The sequence below is a fragment of the Streptomyces boncukensis genome, from assembly GCF_011045075.1.
Taxonomy (GTDB): Bacteria; Actinomycetota; Actinomycetes; order Streptomycetales; family Streptomycetaceae; genus Streptomyces; species Streptomyces boncukensis.
In genome coordinates this window covers 1-17,362 of the sequence record NZ_JAAKZZ010000037.1, presented here as the reverse complement: position 1 = coordinate 17,362, position 17,362 = coordinate 1, and the positions used below count along the sequence as shown (strand labels likewise).

Genomic DNA, 17,362 nt, shown 5'->3' with positions numbered 1-17,362 from the left:
ACGCCGCATGGATGACGCACACGCGTTCCCCGCGGGCGCGGACCGGCCGGGCTGCGGCTCCGGCCGGGACACCGTGCCCCCTGCCGTCGACCCCGAACTGGGCGCGGTGCTGGCGGATCTGGGGGAGGCGGAGCCGCTCACCCGGGAGAACCTCGCCGCCCGGCAGGAGCGGGACGCCGTGGCGCGGCCCAGGCCGACGGCCCGGGAGCTGCGCGCCGGCGGGCGCTTCGAGGTGGAGGAGCTGCGCGTACCGGGACCGCGAGGCGGGCCGGACGTCACCCTCGTGAGCGCGCGGCCCGCCGGGATCGCCGGACCGCTGCCGCTCCTGTACTACATGCACGGCGGCGGCATGGTCATGGGCAACGCGTGGTCCGTGCTCCCGCGGCTGCTCGACGCGTGGTCCCATGCGCTGGGGCTGGCCGTGGTCTCCGTCGAGTACCGGCTGGCGCCGCAGGTGCGGTACCCCGGCCCGCTGGAGGACTGCTACGCCGGACTCGTCTGGGCGGCCACGCACGCGGCCCGCCTGGGCGTCGACGCGGACCGCGTCGTCGTCGCGGGCAAGAGCGCCGGCGGCGGACTCGCCGCGGCGCTCGCCCTGCTCGCCCGCGACCGGGGCGGGCCCGCACCGATCGGGCAGCTGCTGGTCTGCCCGATGCTCGACGACCGCAACGACACCCGCTCCAGCCACCAGGCGGCCGGCGTCGACCCGCTGGACCGGACCTCCAACGCGACCGCGTGGGAGGCGCTGCTGGGCGACCGCTACGGCACCGCCGACGTACCGCCCTACGCGGCGCCCGCCCGTGCCGCCGACCTGTCAGGACTGCCGCCGGCCTATGTCGAGGTCGGCTCGGCCGAGACGCTCAGGGACGAGGGCGTGGCCTACGCCGACGCGATCTGGCGGGCCGGCGGCCGGGCCGAACTGCATGTGTGGCCCGGAGCCTTCCACGGCTTCGACACCCTCGCGCCCGGGGCCGTGCTCAGCCAGGACGCACGCGAGGCCCGCACCCGCTGGCTCCGCCGCGTCCTGGCCGGCGCACCGGCAGGTAGCGGCAGCGGGCTGCCCCTGCCCGCGCCCCTCCGGGGGCGCCGTGGTCACCGGGCGTAGGTGCGGATGCGGTAGCGCAGCCCGGAGCTGGAAGGCCGCCAGCCGCTGTCCTCGGTGATCCGCCACGTCGGATCCGGGCTCGGGGCGTAGGTGTCGCCGTCCACCGCCGCGTCGACCTCGGTCACCGAGAGCGTCGTGGCGTACTCCAGGGCGGCCCGGTAGATCTCTCCTCCGCCGATCACCCACACCGCGGCGGGCGCGTCCGGCTCCGGCGCCTCGGCCGCGCGCTCCAGGGCTCCTGCGACGGACCCGGCGCGCTCCGCGCCGTCGGCCGCCCAGTGCGGATCGCGGGTGACCACGATGTTGCGCCTGCCGGGCAGCGGGCGGAATCGCGGGGGCAGCGAGTCCCAGGTCCTGCGCCCCATCACCACGGGATGGCCGAGGGTGGTGGCCTTGAAGTGCGCCAGGTCCTCCGGCAGCCGCCACGGGATCGCCTGGTCGGCGCCGATCACACCGTCCGGGGTCTGCGCCCAGATCAGCCCGACGTTCACACCGCCACCGGGGCCTTGATGGCCGGGTGGTGCCGGTAGTCGAGCACCTCCACGTCGGAGTAGGCGTACGTGAAGAGCGAGTCGGCCCGGCGCAGCCGCAGCGCGGGGAACGCGTACGGGGTGCGCGAGAGCTGCTCGGTCACCTGCTCGACATGGTTGCCGTAGATATGGCAGTCGCCGCCGGTCCAGACGAAGTCGCCCGGCACGAGGCCGACCTGCTGCGCGACCATCTGTGTGAGCAGGGCATAGGAGGCGATGTTGAACGGGACGCCGAGGAACAGGTCCGCGCTGCGCTGGTAGAGCTGGCAGGAGAGCCTGCCGTCGGCGACGTGGAACTGGAAGAGGGCGTGACACGGCGCGAGGGCCATGGCGGGCAGCTCGGCGACGTTCCAGGCGGAGACGATCATCCGGCGGGAGTCCGGGTCCCGGCGCAGCGTGTCGAGCACCTCGCTGATCTGGTCGATGTGCCGGCCGTCCGGCGCCGGCCAGGAGCGCCACTGGGTGCCGTAGACCGGGCCGAGGTCGCCGTTCGCGTCGGCCCACTCGTCCCAGATGGTGACGCCGTGCTCCTGCAGCCAGCGGACGTTCGAGTCGCCGCGCAGGAACCACAGCAGCTCGTACACGACGGATCTGACGTGCACCTTCTTGGTGGTGACCAGGGGGAACCCCTGAGAGAGGTCGTAGCGCAGCTGGTGCCCGAAGATGCTTCGGGTGCCGGTGCCCGTCCGGTCGGCCTTGGCCGTCCCGGAGGTGAGCACCAGGCGCAACAGGTCTTCGTACTGGGTGTCCGCCACAGCCGCCGAGTCTACTGGTCTCCCGGGCTCCCTCCGGCGGACCGGGCGGGACGTCCCCCTACTGGTGCCAGGCGTGTCCGCCCGTGTTGTGGATGAAGCGCTGCAGCACCTTGAGGGTGGTCAGGTACTCCTCGTCGTCGATGCCCGCGTGCCGCTCCGCCCACAGCTCGTCCTGGAGCGCGGCGGCCCGGTCGTAGAACGCGCGGCCCTCGGCCGTGAGCTCCAGGCGCCCCGCGGCGTCCTCGGTGAGCCAGCCGTGGGCGATCGTCGCGTCGATCTCCGCGCCCATGGCCCCCCGGCCCGTGTCGAGGTAGTTCTGGAGGAGGCGGGAGACCTCGGCGCGGGTCCTGACGGTGTCGGCCCGTGCGACCTGGGCGAGGACCCACCACTGCGGCTGGGTGGTGCCGATCCCGGCCAGGGCGGCCCGGGTGCGGGTGACGACGGCGTTGTAGGCCGCCCAGCTCCAGTAGCCGATGGGCTGCTGGATCAGTTCGGTGTCGCTGTGCGAGTACTCCATGGCTGGTCCCTCGGTCGGTTCGGCTCCCGCGCGGTGTCTGACGGGAACGACCGTAGAAGTTCAACTCTGATTGAAGTCAAGGCCGCCGGGGCTGCCGGGGTCGTCGAGAGCGCCGAGCAGTTCGCGCTCGCGCTGCGCGCTGAGACCGGCCCGCCGCGCCCGGTCCAGCCCCTGCTCGCGCTCCCAGCGCAGCGTGTCGGTGAGGAGTTCGGCCCGCGGCCGGTGCCGGAGCCCCGCGGCGCGCGCCGCGGATGCGTCCCGGGCCATGAACCCCTCCCAGCCCGCGGTGGTCAGCCACATCGGCAGCGACTCGTCGCCCATGAACTCGGCCACGCCGTGCGCGAGCAGCCATGCCGGGTCGGCGGTGACCACCGGCCCCGTGTGCCCGCCGACGGTGCGGGACAGCTCGATCCACGCGTCGAGCCGGACGAGGGGGCCGACCGCGTTGTACGTACCGGTGGTCCCCGCCCCGGCGGAGTCGAGCAGCCAGCCGGCGAGGTCCCGTACGTCGACCACCTGCGTCGGCTGGGCCGGTGCGCCGGGAACCAGGAGCGGCGCGAGCGGATCGCGTGCGGCGCGGGCCGCCCAGTAGCCGGAGCGCCCGGTGTGGTCGCCCGGCCCGCCGATCAGACCGGCGCGTGCGACGAGGAGGCGGTCGCCCACGGCGGCCCGCGACGCCTGTTCGCAGGCGGACTTCGCCTCGCCGTACTCCGAGCGGTCGGCCTCGCTCCGGCCGGTCGGGTCGAGCACCGCCGCCGACTCGTCCGCGTCCGGGACGGCGTGCGAGGCGTAGACACTGGCGGAGGAGACATAGCACCAGTGCCCGGCCGTGCCGCCCAGCGCGGCGAGCGCCCCACGGACGAAGCCCGGCTGCCACGACACCTCGACGACCGCGTCCCATGGACGGTCGCGCAGCGGCGCGTACGCCGCCGGGTCGCGCCGGTCGGCGGCCACCAGCGTCGCGCCGTCCGCGACCGGACCGCTCTCGCCGCGCGCGAGGCACGTCACCCGGTGGCCGCGCGCCACCGCCTGCCGGGAGAGCTCCCGGCCCACCCACGCTGTTCCGCCCAACACCAGAATGTCCATCCCGATACCCCACCACCGCGCGCGCCGGATGCCCAGACGAATCGGCTGACAGCCAAGGCGCCGGCCCTCGCCCGTGGCCCCGGCCGCGGGGCGCGGAACCCGGTTCGGTAATGTGCACTTCGGTTGAGTGTCTCTTACCTGTGGCGGTGATCCGAGGGGGAGGGGAGGCGGCGATGAGGGACCTCGTGCGGGCCTGGGCCGAGGGGTGGGTCGTATCGCGCCGGGGCGCGCCCGTCGTGGAGGAGGAGTGGGGGTTCTCCTACGACATCGGGATGCCGGGGAAGTCGAGCCGGCTGCTGCTGCCGGGCGCCGATCAGGCCCTGGTCCGCTCGTTCACGGAGACGGTCACGGCGCACGGCGTCTGGCTCACCTGCTTCGAGGAGCCGGAGACCGTCGTGCGCTGGGCCGCACCGGGCTGGACCCTGGACCAGCCGGGCTACTTGATGACGACGCCGCTGCGGGACGCCCCCGCCCGTTCCCGCGCCGTCCCGCCGGACGGCTACGAGCTGCGCGTATGGGAGCTCGGGGGCGTCGTCCGCGCCTTCGTCGTCGCGCCGGACGGCGGTTTCGCGGCGCGCGGCCAGGTCGCCGTCCCCGACGGCGCCCGCACGGCCGTCGTCGACCAGGTCGAGACGGCGCCGGAGCACCGGCGCAGACGGCTCGGCAGCCTGGTGATGGAGACGCTGGCGGCCGCCGCCCGCGAGCGCGGCTGCCGGGACGCCGTGCTGGGCGGGACGCCGGACGGCCGGGCGCTGTACTCCTCGCTCGGCTGGCGCGTGTTCGCCCCGCTGACGGACCTCTACCGGAAGGCGCCGGCCGCGGCCGAGGGCGCCGACGGCCCGGCGCGGGCGGCCTGACGGCGGACCCCGCCGCCGTCGGCCGCCGCGCGGGCCGTCAGGCGCGGACCTCGGAGCGGTCCTCGGCCCAGAGCGTGTGGAACGTGCCCTCCCGGTCCGTCCGCTGGTAGGTGTGCGCCCCGAAGAAGTCCCGCTGGCCCTGGAGGAGAGCGGCGGGCAGCCGGTCGGAGCGCAGGGCGTCGTAGTAGGCGAGCGCGCCCGCCATGCCGGGCGCGGGCACGCCCCCGGCCGCCGCGGCGGCCACCACGTCCCGCCACGCCTGCTGCGCCTCGCCCAGCTCCTTCGCGAACGCCGGGTCCGCCAGCAGCGAGGGCAGCCACGGGTCGTTGGTGAAGGCGCCGCGGATGCGGTCCAGGAAGCCGGCCCGGATGATGCAGCCGGCCCGCCAGATCGCGGCGGTGGCCGACAGGTCGAGGTGCCAGCCGTACTCCTCGCTGCCAGCCCGCATCATGTCCCAGCCCTGCGCATACGAGATGATCTTGGATGCGTACAGCGACCGCTCCACCCGCTCGGCGAACGCGGCCGCCTCGTCCGGCGCCATCCGCCCGCCGCCGTCCCGCGTCTGCGGGCCCGGCAGCGCCGCCGCCGCCGCGCGCAGCTCCGCGTGCCCGGACAGCGAGCGCGCGAAGACCGCCTCGGCGATCCCGGGCACCGGCGTCCCCAGCCCGAGCGCCGTCTGCACCGTCCAGCGGCCGGTGCCCTTCTGCTCGGCGCGGTCCGCGACGACGTCGACGAACGGGCGGCCGGTCGCCGCGTCCGTGTGCCGGAGCACCTCGGCGGTGATCTCGATGAGATACGACTCCAGCCGGCCCTCGTTCCAGCGGCCGAAGATGTCGGCGATCTCGGCGGGGGAGTACCCCGCGACGTCCCGCAGCAGCTGGTACGCCTCCGCAATGAGCTGCATGTCGGCGTACTCGATGCCGTTGTGCACCATCTTCACGAAGTGGCCCGCGCCGTCCGGGCCCACATGGGCGGTGCACGGGGTGCCGTCCGGGGCGCGGGCCGCGATCCGCTCCAGCATCGGCCCCAGCGACTCATACGACTCCGGCGGGCCGCCCGGCATGATGCTCGGCCCGTGCAGCGCGCCCTCCTCGCCGCCCGAGACGCCCGCGCCCACGAAGTGCAGCCCGCGTTCGCGCAGCGCCGCCTCCCGGCGCCGGGTGTCCTCGAAGTGCGCGTTGCCGCCGTCGATGATCACGTCGCCGGGCTCCAGCAGCGCCGCGAACTCCTCGATCACGGCGTCCGTCGGAGCGCCCGCCTTGACCATCACCAGCACCCGGCGGGGGCGCTCCAGCGCGGCGACGAACTCCTCGGACGAGGCGGCGGGCACGAAGTCCCCTTCGCCGCCGAACTGCTCCACCAGCTCCCGCGTCCGGCCGTAGGTGCGGTTGTGCACCGCGACGGTGTAGCCGTTCCTGGCGAAGTTCCGGGCCAGATTCCGCCCCATCACCGCCAGGCCGGTGACGCCGATCTGAGCCTTCCGGTCCGCACTGCTCATGAGTTCCCCGCTCCTCTCCGTCGTGCCGGATCCGCTCTCCCACGATGGTCTCGCGATCCGCACCGTCCCGCCCCCACGACTCCGGTGTCCCGGGCGTACCGAGCGTCACAGAAGTCCCGAGCGTACCGGGCGTGCCGGGCGTGCCGGATGTGCCGGGCGTGCCGGATGTGCCGCGTTTCCGTGTCAGGGCTACCGGACCGGCGCTGCCTCCTCTCCGGCGCCCTTCGCGTCCGCGTAGCACTCCATCACCCCCACGCTGAAGGCGAAGTCCACCGGGGTCGCGCCGAACATCGCGTGCGCGGCCTGCGCTCCGGCGGCGCGCACCGCCTCCGACACCCGCTCCGCCTCCTCGGCGGGACAGTGCACGATCACCTCGTCGTGCTGGAAGAACACCAGCTCGGCGGCCGAGCCCAGCAGCCGCCGGCGCAGCGCGGCCAGCATCAGCACCGCCCAGTCGGCCGCGCTGCCCTGCACCACGAAGTTCCGGGTGAACCGCCCCCGGGCGCGGTCCCCGGCTCCCGCGGCCCGCTGCGGTCCGCCGTCCGCGTCCCCCGGTCCGCCGTCCGCGCCCTGCGGCCCGGCGGGCGGGCTGGTGCGCCCCAGATGGGTGCGGACCAGCCGTCCCTCCTCGCCCGCGCGCGCCGCCTCGTCCACATAGGCGACGGCGGCCGGGAACCGCTTGCGCAGCGCGGCGAGATACCGCAGCCCGTCCCCGCTCGTCTGCCCGTAGACCGCCCCCAGCAGCGCCAGCTTGGCCTGTGCGCGGTCCCCGGAGAACGCCCGCTCGGACAGCGCCGTGTACAGGTCCCGCCCCGTGGACGCGGCCGCCATCAGCCCCCGGTCACCGGAGACGGCCGCCAGGATGCGCGGCTCCAGCTGCGCCGCGTCCGCCACCACCAGCCGCCGGCCCGGATCGGCGACCACGGCCCGGCGCACCACTCTCGGGATCTGCAGCGCCCCGCCGCCGTTCGTCGTCCACCGCCCGGACGGGGCGCCGCCCGGCACGTACTCCGCGCGGAACCGGCCGTCCCGCACCCAGGAGCGCAGCCATGTCCAGCCGTGCGCCGTGTGGAGCCGGTAGAGCTTCTTGAACCGCAGCAGGGGCGCGACCGCCGGGTGGTCGACCCGCTCCAGCTCCCAGGCCCGCGTCGACGACAGCCGCACCCCGGCCCGTGCGAACGCCTGGAGCACCTCGGCCGGCACCTCGGGGCGCACCCGCACATCCGGCCCGAACGCGCGCGAGACCTCGCCCGCCAGCTCCACCAGCCGCCGGGGCAGCCCGCCGCCCGGGTAGCGCTCGCCGAGCAGCTCGTCCAGCAGCTCCCGGTGCACATCGGCCCGCCACGGCACCCCGGCCCGGCTCATCTCCGCCGCCACCAGCGTCCCGGCGGACTCGCCCGCCAGCAGCAGCCGCATCCGGTCCGGGTGCCCGGCGCCGGCCGTCCGCGCGAGCTGCGCGGCGTACACCTCCAGCAGGGCCTCCAGCGGGTCCACCCCGTCCGGCAGCGGCGGCGGGCCCGCCTCGAAGAGCGAGGGCTGCGGGTCGGTCCCCTGGGAGGCCGGCGGCGGGTCGGGCGGCTCCGGCAGCCGGTGCAGCCGCGCCCACGCGGCGGGCAGCGAGCGCGGATGCCCGGCCAGCGCCTCGTGCCCCAGCAGCAGCGCCTCCGCGGTCTCCACGTCATAGCACCGCGGCACGCGCAGGCCCGCCGCCAGCAGCCGGGGATACACGGCCGCCGTCGCACGCCACACCCAGCGCCCCACCTGGGGCCGGGCCCGGACCGCCGCCGGAGCCGACTCCTCCTCGCACACGGGGCCCGCGGGGCGGCCCCGCTCGTCGAGCGGGCACACCCGGGCGCGTCCCTCGGCGGTCTCGGCCAGGGCCCAGCGCGCCGTTCCTCGCACATCCTCGGGATACCCGTCCATGCAGGCGAGTGTGCCACCGGGGTCTGACAGCGCCCCCGCTCCGGCCCCGGGGCGCGCGTTCGGCGCGCGTACGGCGCTTACGGCGCGTACGGCCCCGGGCGGGGGTCCCGGGGCCGTACCGGTGCGCTCCGCGGCGCGTGAGCGCTACTTGATGGCCTTGATGAGCTCACCGTTCGCGGTGTCGCCGGACAGCTCCCAGAAGAAGGCTCCGGCGAGCCCCTCCCGCGCCGCCCAGTCGCCCTTGGCCGCGATGGTCTCGGGCACGTCGTAGCTCCACCACTCCTGGCCGCAGTGGCCGTACGCCGTCCCCGCGACCCGGTGGGTGGCCGGGCACCTGTTCTTCAGCTCCTTGTAGTCGTCGATGCCCGCCTCGTACTTGCCCTGTGCCGGGCCGGTGGCGGAGCCGCCCGGCTCCGTCTGGGTGACGCCGGTCCAGCCGCGCCCGTAGAAGCCGAGTCCGTACAGCAGCTTGCTGCCGGGGATGCCCAGGCCCTTGAGCTTCGCGATGGTGGCCTCGGTGTTGAAGCCCTCCCGCGGAATGCCCTCGTACGAGGTCAGCGGGGAGTGCGGGGCGGTGGGGCCCTGCGCGTCCCAGGCGCCGAAGTAGTCGTACGTCATGGCCAGGAACCAATCGGCGTGCTCCGAGGCGGACTTGTAGTCCGCCTGGTCCATTTTGCCGCCGTCCGAGGCGTCGGCCGTGATGGCGGCGGTCACGAGGTCGTTCCCGAACTTGCCGCGCAGCGCCTTCATCAGGTTCGCGAAGGCGTCGGGGCCGCTGGTGTCGCAGGTGAGCCCGCACGCGTTGGGGTACTCCCAGTCGATGTCGATCCCGTCGAACAGGCCCTCCCAGCGCGGGTCGTTGACGAGGTTGTAGCAGGACTCGGCGAACGCCTCGGGGTTCTGGGCCGCCTGGCCGAAGCCCCCGGACCAGGTCCAGCCGCCGAAGGACCAGATGACCTTCAGGTCCGGGTGCATCTTCTTCAGCTTCAGCAGCTGGTTGAAGTTGCCGCGCAGCGGCTGGTCCCAGGTGTCGGCCTGGCCGTCCACGCTCTGCGCCGCCGAGTACGCCTTCTCGTAGTCGGCGTAGCTGTCGCCGATCGTGCACTTGCCGCCCTGGACGTTGCCGAACGCGTAGTTGATGTGCGTCAGCTTGTCCGCCGAGCCGGAGGTCTCGATGTTCTTGACGTGGTAGTTGCGCTGGTAGACGCCCCAGTTGGTGAAGTAGCCGATGGTCTTGCCGGCCGCCGCCCGGGACTTCGCGGGGGCGCTCTGCGCACTCTGCGTGCTCTGCGCGCCCTTCGCGTCCTGCTCTTCCTGCGCGTCCGCCGAGGCGGACGCCGACAGCAGGGTGGTGGCCAGTACGGCGGCGCAGGCCGCGCCGAGGACGGCGAACAGCCTGCCGTGCCGGCGGCCCGCGCCGCCGCGGGCGTCTCCGTGTGATCGTCTCTTGCCGGTTCCGAGCATGGTGCTCCTCACATGTGGGGGAGTGGGGATGTGCTCAGTACGGCGCGCCGTGTCCGCCGCCGGGGTGATGGCATGAACACGACTTGCGTCTAGCCCGGAATCTAGAAGGACTAGACCAGTGCGTCAATGGTTCGGACCAATTGCGGTGAGGTGGGCCGGCGGTGGCCGGCAGATGGCGACACGGTGACGTTCCCTGCCGTGGGCCGATGACGTGGCGGCCCCGATCGGGCATACTCCCCTTCGCCGCAACCGCTGGTCAGCCCCTCTGCGATCCGGAGGGGCAGCCGCGGCGGGCGGTGACCCCCTGGGCCTTCCCGGCCCGGCCAGAGACCCTTCGGCGACGGCGCCAGACCCCGGCGGCCGTCGCCGCCGAGCCTGACCGAAGGAGAGCGCGCCATGCCGCAGTACGGCCCGCAGCCGGTGGAACGCGAACTGCCCACTGAGGAAGCACACGACCTGCTGGCCCTGGTGCGCGATCTGGTACAGCGCGAGATCGAACCCACCGCCGGCGAGGACGAGGCCGCGGAGCGCTTCCCCCGCGACACCTTCGCCCTGCTCTCCCGCTCCGGCCTGCTCGGCCTGCCCTACCCCGAGGAGTACGGCGGCGGCGACCAGCCCTACGCGGTCTATCTGCAGGTCCTGGAGGAGCTGGCCGGCGGCCGGCTCACCGTGGGCCTCGGCACCAGCGTCCACGTCCTGTCCTGCCACGGCCTGGCCGCGTTCGGCACCAAGGAGCAGCAGGCCGAGCACCTGCCCGGCATGCTCGGCGGCGGCCTCCTGGGCGCCTACTGCCTCTCCGAGCCCACCTCCGGATCGGACGCCGCCTCGCTGCGCACCCGCGCCGTGCGGGACGGCGGCGACTGGGTGCTGGACGGCACCAAGGCGTGGATCAGCCACGCGGGACTCGCCGACTTCTACACCGTCTTCGCCCGCACCGGCGGCGAGGGCGCGCACGGCATCACCGCGTTCCTCGTCCCCGGCGACGCCGACGGCCTCAGCGCCGCGCCGCCCGAGCGGAAGATGGGCCTGAAGGGCTCGCCCACCGGGCAGGTCCACCTGGACGGCGTACGGGTGTCCGACGCGCGCCGCATCGGCGAGGAGGGCCAGGGCTTCGCCATCGCGCTGGCGGCGCTGGACTCCGGACGCCTCGGCATGGCCGCCTGCGCCGTCGGCCTGGCCCAGGCCGCGCTCGACGAGGCCCTCGGCTACGCGACCGGCCGCGAGCAGTTCGGCCACCCCATCGCGGACTTCCAGGGGCTGCGCTTCATGCTCGCCGACATGGCCACCCAGATCGAGGCGGGCCGCGCGCTGTATCTGCGCGCGGCCCGGCTGCGCGACGCCGGCAAGCCGTTCTCCCAGGAGGCCGCCATGGCCAAGCTGTTCTGCACCGACGCCGCCATGCGCGTCACCACCGACGCCGTGCAGGTCCTCGGCGGCTACGGCTACACCGCCGACTTCCCCGTCGAGCGCTATATGCGCGAGGCCAAGGTCCTGCAGATCGTCGAGGGCACCAACCAGATCCAGCGGATGGTCATCGCCCGCCATCTCGCGGGTCCGGAGAGCGCCCGCTGAGCGCACCGCCCACCCGCCGGGCGACCTGCAGCAGGTACCCCTCCCGGTCGAGCGGGTCGAGCGCCGGCCCCGGCCGGGAGGGCGGCGTCCCGCGCACCGGCTCGTACCGGTCGAAGACGCACTCCAGCACCCCCTCCCCGCTGGTGAGTCCGGGCAGCTCGCGCTCCAGCCCGGTCACGGACGCGGCCGGGACGTCCCCCTCGACCCGGTACGCCGTCCCCCGCGCCACCGACGAGCGCGGCACGGCCCGCAGCCGGGCCAGCACCGGAAGCACCCCGCCGTACGCCGCCGCCGGCAGGTCCAGCCGGAAGCGGTGCACCGGCTCGCACACCCGGGTGCCCGCCCGCCGCAGCGCGTCCGCCAGCACCAGCGGCGTCAGGTTCCGGAAGTCCCCGGCCGTGCTCGACATGCTCTTGTCGAAGACGGCGTGCGCGTGGCTCTGCCGCGCCAGATAGCCCGAGCGCGTCAGCGTCACCACGCAGTCGGCGACCTCCCAGCCGTACAGCCCCTGCCGCAGCGTGCCGCGCACCGTCTCCTCCACGGCGCGGACGAACGCGTACGGCAGCGAGCCCCGTTCGACCTCCAGCCGGAAGGCCACCCCCGAGCCCACCGGCGCCGGGTCGACCCGCAGGCCGACGGTCGCCAGGAACGGATTGCCCTGAGCGTGCAGGACCTCCTGCGCGGCGCCGCTGCCCGCCGGACGCTCGATGTGCAGCGTCATCGACTCGCGGAAGGCGGCGCCGACGCCGAAGTCGTCCGCCAGCGTCGCCTGGAGCACCTCCTTCTGCACCTCCCCGTACAGCGAGACCCGGGTCTCTCCGCGTGCCTCGTCCCACCGCAGGCCGATCAGCGGATCCTGCTCGGCCAGTTGGGTGAGCGCCGTGTGCAGCGCGCCCCGGTCCTCCTCGCACAGCGGGACGACCACGGTCTCCAGGGTCGGCGCGGCGAAGTGCCGTCCGCCGTCCCCCGCGCGCCGCGGGCGCGGGGCGCCCAGCGTATCGCCGACGCGCACGCCGCCGAGCCCCCACAGCAGCCCGATACGCCCCGCGCCGACCTCCCCGCGCGGCTGCACCGCCCCGCCCTCGGCCACGCCGACCGACGTCACCCTGCCCTCGCGCCCGGACGGCAGCGGCAGCCGGTCGCGCACCCGCACTGTGCCGGAGAACATCCGCACATGCGCGATCCGCTCACCGGACGGCCCCCGCGACACCTTGAACACCGTGCCCGAGACCGGCCCGTCCGCGTCCCCGCGGGCGGCGGGCAGCAGCTCGGCGAGGCCGCCGGCCAGCTCCTCCACCCCGGCGCCCGTGAGAGCCGAGCCGAAGAACACCGGATGCACCAGCGCGCCCCGCGCCTGGGACACCAGCGCGGCCCGCAGCCGGGCGGGGGTCAGGGCGCGCTCGTCGTCCACGTACGCGGCGAGCAGCGCGTCGTCCTGCTCGGCGAGCACCGGCGCGAGCCGGGCGCGGAACGAGCTGTCCGCGACGTCGTACGGCACGGCGTGTGCGCCGCGGGTGCCCGGCGCGCGGACGGCACCCATGGCGACGGCCGAGCCGGTGAGCTTGGCGGCGATGTCGCGCAGCAGCGGCTCGGTCCGGGCACCGCTCCGGTCGATCTTGTTCACGAAGAGCAGCGTCGGCATCCGCAGCCGCCGCAGGGTGCGCATCAGCACCCGGGTCCGCGCCTGGACGCCCTCCACGGCCGAGAGCACCAGTACGGCCCCGTCCAGCACTCCCAGCACCCGCTCCACCTCGGCGACGAAGTCCGGATGGCCGGGGGTGTCGATCAGATTGACGGTGACGCCGTGCGCCTGGAACGAGGCCACGGCGGACTTGATGGTGATCCCGCGCTGCCTCTCCAGCGCCAGCGAGTCGGTCAGCGTGCTGCCCGCGTCGACGCTGCCGACCTCGTCGAGCACGCCCGCGGCGTGCAGCAGCCGCTCGGTCAGGCTGGTCTTGCCGGCGTCAACATGCGCGAGGATCCCCAGATTGAGCGTTCTCACGTCCGGTCATGTCCATTCGGTAGGTGGTGATTACCTGCTGGTTGGACATGGCTGCGGGACGCATGATCACTCTCCTGGGCCGTGGGCCGCAGGCCCGCGCGGTCATCCGGACGCCTGGCAGTGCAGCAGACCCCGGATCGGCCCGGCAAGCGGTTTATGCTCCGCCCGGTCAGATATAGCCCTCGCGCAGGGCGTAGGCCACGGCGTGCGGGCGGTTGCGCAGATGCAGGCGAGTGGTGAGGGAGTGGATGATGTTCTTGACGGTGCGCTCGGAGTAGGACAGCTTGGTGGCGATCTGGGCGGTGTCCAGGCCCTCGGCCACCAGGCGTATGACGTCCACCTCGCGCGGGGTGAGGCCCAGGGAGATGCCGGGGCGGTCGGCGGCGGAGCCGCGGTGCAGCCGTCCGAGCTGGCTGATGAGGCGGCCCTGGAGGTCGGCCGGCAGGTCGCCGCCGCCCTGGGCCGCGGTGAGCACCGCCTGGACGAGCCGGTGCGCTGTGGCCTCGCGGCGCCAGACAACGGCGCCCACACCGCACTCGATGATGTCCAGCAGCTCGTTCTCGCGGACGGTCCCGGTGACGAGCACCGCGCGGGTGCCCTCGCTGCGCACCGTGCGGCGCAGCCGGGCGAGCGCGGCCTCGTCGAGGACGTCCTCGACGAGCAGCGCCACGGTGGCAGGCCCGGCGTTCTCGCGCACCTCGACCTCCGGACGCTGCCGCAGCTGGCTGAGCACGCCCTCGCGGCTGATGGGGTCGGGTGCGGTGACGGCGACCCGCACACGGCCCGTCGAGGAGACGGAGGCCGCGGGGGCCGGTGTCGAGCTGAGCACGTGCAATACCTCTGTTCCTGGTTCCGCCGCCCGGCGAGCCGTCACCGGGGCGGCTGTGTGGGAACCGAACATGCTCCACCGGGAGGCGGTTTCGCGTCGGCAGGAACTACGTAGCCGCCGGTACGTACGCCGTGACGTGGGCACCTGACACCCGTCAAGGAAAATTCACACTGCCCATTCCCCGGCCGCCTCACTAGCCTCGTGACCCTCGGCGGAGACCACGGCGCCACCGCTGCGGCAGGCCGGACCAGGAGTCCTCACGGAGTATCACAGTGGCAGGTGCATCGCAGTACCCCTGTTCCCCGGATACTTGCCCCTGCCGGCCGGGTGCGGTGAACCATCGGGAGTCCCCATCCGTGGATGCCAGTGGTCGGCTCTCCGCAGCCGGCCGCGCTCCGACATCCCACCGCGTTCCCCCTGGAGGCCGAAGCCGATGCACCTGGTGGCCCGAGACGACGAGCGGCGGGAGATCGACCGGCTGGCCGCCTCGGCTGCCGCCGGGTGCGGCGGGGCCGTCGTGGTGGCCGGCGAGGCGGGGATCGGCAAGTCGGCGCTCGTCGACAGCGCGGTGCACGAGCTGCGCGGCTTCTCGGTGCTGCGCACCGTCGGCGCCGAGTTCGAGCGGGGCCTGCTCTACGCGGCCCTGCACCAGCTGTGCGCGCCGGTCCTCGACCACCGCCTGGGGCTGCCCGCGGTGCAGCGGGAGGCGCTGGAGGCGGTGTTCGGGCTCGGCGCGCAGACCTCGCCCGATCCGCTGACGGTCGGCCTCGCCGTCCTGGGGCTGCTGCACGAGGCGGCGCAGAAGCAGCCGGTGTGCTGCGTGGTGGACGACGCCCAGTGGATCGACGACGCGTCCCGGCAGGTGCTGGTCTTCGTGGCCCGGCGCGTCGCCGCCGAGCGTATCGCGCTGGTGTTCGCCACGCGCGAGGTCGGCTCCGGGTCCGGACTCGACGGCCTCCCGCGGCTGCCGCTCACCGGGCTGGGCGACGAGGACGCCCGGCGGGTGCTCGGGACGACGGAGCACACCGGACTGGACGAGGAGGTGTTCGACCGGATCCTCGCCGAGGCGCGCGGCAACCCGCTGGCGCTGCTGGAGTTCGCACACGACCCCGGGCCGTACGGGGTGCCCAGTGCGCGGCGGCCCGGGGCCAGCGTGGCGGACACGCTGGCCGAGCAGTTCGTCCACCGCTGGGAACGGCTGCCGGAGGCGACGCGGACCCTGGTGGTGCTCGCCGCGGCGGAGCCGGTCGGCGACCTGTGCCTGCTGTATCGCGCGGCGCGGCTCCTCGGCCTGGACGCAGCGGACCTGGATGCCGCCGAGGACGCCGGATTACTGACCCTCGGGCCCCGGCTGCGCTTCCGCCACCCGCTCGTGCGCTCCGCGGTGTACGCCTCGGCCACACCCGGGACGCGCCGGCGCGTCCACGGCGCGCTGGCCGAGGCGACCGACCCCGGGACCGACCCGGACCGCCGGGTGTGGCACCGGGCCCACGCGGTCATCGCCGCCGACGAGGACGTCGCCGCCGAGTTGGAGCGGTCGGCGGACCGGGCGCGCTGCCGCGGCGGCTTCGCGGCGGCAGCGGCGTTCATGGAGCGGGCGGGCCACCTGACGCCCGCCGACGGCCGCCAGGCCGGACGACTGCTGTCCGCGGCACGGCTGCGGCTGCGGGCCGGCGCGCCGGCCGAGGCCCGTGCGCTCGTCGTCCAGGCGAAGCGCCGCCCGATGGACGACGAAGACCGCACCGAGGCGCGCCTGCTGTGCGCCCTGCTCGACTACCAGGTGGCGCACAGCCCGCAGGCGACCGCCAGGCTCGTCGACGTCGTCACGGAACTGGCCCCCGACCAGGCCGGGGAGACCTACGTGGAGGCGTTCGCCTCGATCATGTACAACGACCATCCGCGCGACCTGCTGCACAGGCTCGGCGCTCGGATCCGGAAGCGGCCGGCGGGGCGGGGCACCGACCCGTCGGTCGACCAGCTGCTCGACGCGCTGCTGGACCAGGCCATGGGGCCCGTCGAGGAGGCGGTGCCCGCGATGCGCGAAGTCGTCGCGGCCCGCCGCGCAGCCGACGCCCTGGGGGGCCGCTGGAAGATGAACCTGGCCTGCCAGTTCGCCATCGACCTGCGCGACGACGAGGCCATGGAGGAGCTGCCGGACCGCCAGGTGGAGATGGTGCGCCGTGAGGGCGCCCTCGCCGTGCTGCCGCAGGCGCTCCGCTACCAGGCGCTCAGCAGGGTCGCGGCCGGCCGGTTCGACGACGCCGGAGTCAGCCTCTGCGAGGCCCGCGCGGTCGACGAGGCGGCCGGCCGGGTCCCGGTCCTGGGGACCGAACTCGTGCACGCCGGATTCTGCGGCGACCGCGACCGGTTCCACGAGCTGCGCGAGCTGGTGGGCCGCGGCGGCCGGCCGCTGGAGGCCGCCGCCGCTCAGTACGCCAGCGCGGTGCTGTACAACGGGCTGGGCGACTACGAGGCGGCCCTGGACATGGCGCTGACGGCCCAGCACCGCCACGAGAACCGCTCCTATGTGATCTGGGGCGTCTACTCCGAGCTGGCCGAGGCCGCCGCGCGCACCGGCCGCGGCGCGGACGCCGCCGCGGCCGTGCGCCACTTGGAGGCGCTGGCCCGCGCGAACCCCGTCCCGTGGGCCGTCGCCGAGTGGCTGCAGGCCCGCGCCCTCCTCGGCGACGGAGAGGACCGCGAGAAGCTGTACCGGGAGGCCGTGGAGAACTTCGCCCGGACCCGGGTCCGGGTGCTGTACGCGCGGGCCCGGCTGACGTACGGGGAGTGGCTGCGCCGCGAGCACCGGCGCTCCGAGGCCAGGACCGAGCTGCGGGCGGCCCACGACATGCTGGCGGCCATGGGCGCCCGCGCCTTCGCCGAGCGTGCGGCCCGGGAGCTGCGCGCCGCCGGTGAGCAGCCGCGCCGGCCCGGTGAGAACCCCCTCGACGGGCTCACCCCGCAAGAGCGCCACATCGTGGCGAAGGTGGCCGCCGGGGCGACGTCCAAGGAGGTCGCCGCGATGCTGTTCCTCAGCCCGCGCACGGTCGACGCGCACCTGCGGAACGTGTACCGCAAACTGGGGATATCCTCGCGCCGCGAGCTCCGCGGGAAGGTGCCGTGACCCCTGCGCGCCGCGGGGCGCGGGCGCCGTCGGAGGCCCCCTGCTCGGAGAGCTCGGGGAGCGGAGCCGCAACATCCGCTCCGTTCCCGCGCGTTCGCCC

General features: G+C 74.7%; 13 protein-coding genes. 4 read left to right on the top strand and 9 right to left on the bottom strand.

Features of this window, described 5'->3' with window-relative positions:
* Window positions 1-7: 7 nt before the first annotated feature.
* Window positions 8-1,105, top strand: a complete 1,098-nt coding sequence (locus G5C65_RS06120) for an alpha/beta hydrolase (RefSeq protein WP_165297595.1) — start codon at window positions 8-10, stop codon at window positions 1,103-1,105.
* On the opposite strand, the gene G5C65_RS06115 is transcribed toward G5C65_RS06120, so the two are convergent.
* The 4 genes from G5C65_RS06115 to G5C65_RS06100 are packed head-to-tail and all read right to left on the bottom strand — an operon-like array spanning window position 1,093 to window position 3,993.
* Complete coding sequence (locus G5C65_RS06115) at window positions 1,093-1,596, bottom strand: dihydrofolate reductase (RefSeq protein WP_165297594.1); 504 nt, start codon at window positions 1,594-1,596, stop codon at window positions 1,093-1,095. The two genes, G5C65_RS06120 and G5C65_RS06115, sit on opposite strands and share 13 nt — an antisense overlap.
* On the bottom strand, window positions 1,593-2,390 hold the full coding sequence (locus G5C65_RS06110) for a thymidylate synthase (RefSeq protein ID WP_165297593.1): 798 nt from the start codon (window positions 2,388-2,390) through the stop codon (window positions 1,593-1,595). Before G5C65_RS06110 ends, G5C65_RS06115 begins: the two co-directional genes overlap by 4 nt.
* Window positions 2,391-2,448: 58 nt before the next feature.
* Complete coding sequence (locus tag G5C65_RS06105) at window positions 2,449-2,907, bottom strand: MarR family winged helix-turn-helix transcriptional regulator (protein WP_165297592.1); 459 nt, start codon at window positions 2,905-2,907, stop codon at window positions 2,449-2,451.
* A gap of 60 nt (window positions 2,908-2,967) precedes the next feature.
* Window positions 2,968-3,993: an NAD-dependent epimerase/dehydratase family protein gene (locus tag G5C65_RS06100; RefSeq protein WP_165297591.1), complete on the bottom strand. Its 1,026-nt coding sequence runs from the start codon at window positions 3,991-3,993 to the stop codon at window positions 2,968-2,970.
* A 173-nt stretch (window positions 3,994-4,166) separates the two neighbouring features.
* On the opposite strand from G5C65_RS06100, the gene G5C65_RS06095 reads away from it, so the two are divergent.
* A complete protein-coding gene (locus G5C65_RS06095) occupies window positions 4,167-4,850 on the top strand; it encodes a GNAT family N-acetyltransferase (protein ID WP_165297590.1) in 684 nt (227 codons plus the stop codon).
* Window positions 4,851-4,887: 37 nt separating this feature from the next.
* Here G5C65_RS06095 and gndA read toward each other — a convergent pair whose 3' ends face one another.
* The 3 genes from gndA to G5C65_RS06080 form a co-directional block, all read right to left on the bottom strand.
* A complete protein-coding gene (gndA, locus tag G5C65_RS06090; protein WP_165297589.1) occupies window positions 4,888-6,348 on the bottom strand; it encodes an NADP-dependent phosphogluconate dehydrogenase in 1,461 nt (486 codons plus the stop codon).
* 189 nt (window positions 6,349-6,537) lie between these two features.
* Window positions 6,538-8,271 carry a bifunctional 3'-5' exonuclease/DNA polymerase gene (locus G5C65_RS06085; protein WP_165297588.1) on the bottom strand — a complete coding sequence of 578 codons (1,734 nt, stop codon included), beginning with the start codon at window positions 8,269-8,271 and terminating at the stop codon, window positions 6,538-6,540.
* Between the two features lie 144 nt (window positions 8,272-8,415).
* Complete coding sequence (locus G5C65_RS06080) at window positions 8,416-9,735, bottom strand: glycoside hydrolase family 18 protein (protein ID WP_165297587.1); 1,320 nt, start codon at window positions 9,733-9,735, stop codon at window positions 8,416-8,418.
* Between the two features lie 396 nt (window positions 9,736-10,131).
* Between G5C65_RS06080 and G5C65_RS06075 the strand changes: the two genes are divergently transcribed.
* Window positions 10,132-11,307, top strand: coding sequence for an acyl-CoA dehydrogenase family protein (locus G5C65_RS06075; protein ID WP_165297586.1), 1,176 nt, complete (start codon window positions 10,132-10,134; stop codon window positions 11,305-11,307).
* Here G5C65_RS06075 and G5C65_RS06070 read toward each other — a convergent pair.
* A complete protein-coding gene (locus tag G5C65_RS06070; protein WP_165297585.1) occupies window positions 11,267-13,309 on the bottom strand; it encodes a GTP-binding protein in 2,043 nt (680 codons plus the stop codon). The genes G5C65_RS06075 and G5C65_RS06070 overlap by 41 nt on opposite strands.
* Window positions 13,310-13,478: 169 nt before the next feature.
* A complete protein-coding gene (locus G5C65_RS06065) occupies window positions 13,479-14,138 on the bottom strand; it encodes a helix-turn-helix transcriptional regulator (RefSeq protein ID WP_338146251.1) in 660 nt (219 codons plus the stop codon).
* Between the two features lie 442 nt (window positions 14,139-14,580).
* Here G5C65_RS06065 and G5C65_RS06060 point away from each other — a divergent pair, with 442 nt between their 5' ends.
* Window positions 14,581-17,262: an AAA family ATPase gene (locus tag G5C65_RS06060; protein ID WP_165297583.1), complete on the top strand. Its 2,682-nt coding sequence runs from the start codon at window positions 14,581-14,583 to the stop codon at window positions 17,260-17,262.
* The last annotated feature ends 100 nt before the right edge of the window (window positions 17,263-17,362 follow it).

What these genes read in the sequence shown, in the direction of transcription:
- G5C65_RS06095 (WP_165297590.1), top strand. Translation starts at nt 4,167, where the DNA reads ATGAGGGACCTCGTGCGGGCCTGGGCCGAGGGGTGGGTCGTATCGCGC.
- G5C65_RS06100 (WP_165297591.1), bottom strand. Translation starts at nt 3,993, where the DNA reads ATGGACATTCTGGTGTTGGGCGGAACAGCGTGGGTGGGCCGGGAGCTC.
- G5C65_RS06120 (WP_165297595.1), top strand. Translation starts at nt 8, where the DNA reads ATGGATGACGCACACGCGTTCCCCGCGGGCGCGGACCGGCCGGGCTGC.
- G5C65_RS06080 (WP_165297587.1), bottom strand. Translation starts at nt 9,735, where the DNA reads ATGCTCGGAACCGGCAAGAGACGATCACACGGAGACGCCCGCGGCGGC.
- G5C65_RS06105 (WP_165297592.1), bottom strand. Translation starts at nt 2,907, where the DNA reads ATGGAGTACTCGCACAGCGACACCGAACTGATCCAGCAGCCCATCGGC.
- G5C65_RS06075 (WP_165297586.1), top strand. Translation starts at nt 10,132, where the DNA reads ATGCCGCAGTACGGCCCGCAGCCGGTGGAACGCGAACTGCCCACTGAG.
- G5C65_RS06085 (WP_165297588.1), bottom strand. Translation starts at nt 8,271, where the DNA reads ATGGACGGGTATCCCGAGGATGTGCGAGGAACGGCGCGCTGGGCCCTG.
- gndA (WP_165297589.1), bottom strand. Translation starts at nt 6,348, where the DNA reads ATGAGCAGTGCGGACCGGAAGGCTCAGATCGGCGTCACCGGCCTGGCG.